The organism is Pseudomonas sp. CFBP13508, from assembly GCF_005233515.1.
GTDB classification, from domain to species: Bacteria; Pseudomonadota; Gammaproteobacteria; order Pseudomonadales; family Pseudomonadaceae; genus Aquipseudomonas; species Aquipseudomonas mercuritolerans.
The window spans coordinates 1-626 of sequence record NZ_QFZZ01000025.1 but is presented as its reverse complement, the minus strand read 5'-3'; the positions used below and the strand labels follow the sequence as shown (position 1 = coordinate 626).

The following is a 626-nucleotide window of genomic DNA, read 5'->3' as shown; positions in this document are numbered from 1 at the left end:
ACCACCAATCTGTCGCTCAGCGCCAGCAACTCGGTGGCTGAAGGTGGCCAGATCACCTACACCGCGACCTTGACCAACGCCGCTGGATCGCCTGTGACAGTCACGTTGTCGAACGGCGCCGTGATCACTATCAAAGCAGGCGAAACCACCGGCACCGCAACTGTTCCTGCACCGTCCGACGACGTCTACAAAGATGCCGGTTCCGTTCAGGCAACGATCACCAGCGCCACCGGCGGTAACTTCGAAAATCTCGTGCCGAGCACCACTCCAGCGGTCACTCAGGTCACTGACACCATCGATACTTCGACCGTCAAACTGACGGCTGATACTTCGGTGGCTGAAGGCGGCACCGTGACTTACACCGCTACCGTCGGCGCTCCGGTTACCGGTTCGCCTGTCGTCGTGACATTGGCTAACGGTCAGACCATCACCATCGGTGTCGGTCAGACTACTGGCACTGCAACTGCTGTTGCTGCGAACGATGCGTTGGCCGGTAATGCGCCGATCACCAACTCGATCACCAACGTCAGCGGCGGCAATTTCGAAGATCTGGTGGCGGACAAAACACCAGTTTCGACCACTGTTACGGATGTCAACGACACCACCAATCTGTCGCTCAGCGCCAG

1 protein-coding gene is annotated in these 626 nt (G+C 58.6%); it reads left to right on the top strand.

Annotation, left to right across the window (positions count from 1 at the left end):
* A partial coding sequence (locus tag PspCFBP13508_RS27320) for an immunoglobulin-like domain-containing protein (RefSeq protein WP_178084512.1) occupies nt 1-626 on the top strand: 626 nt, incomplete at both ends.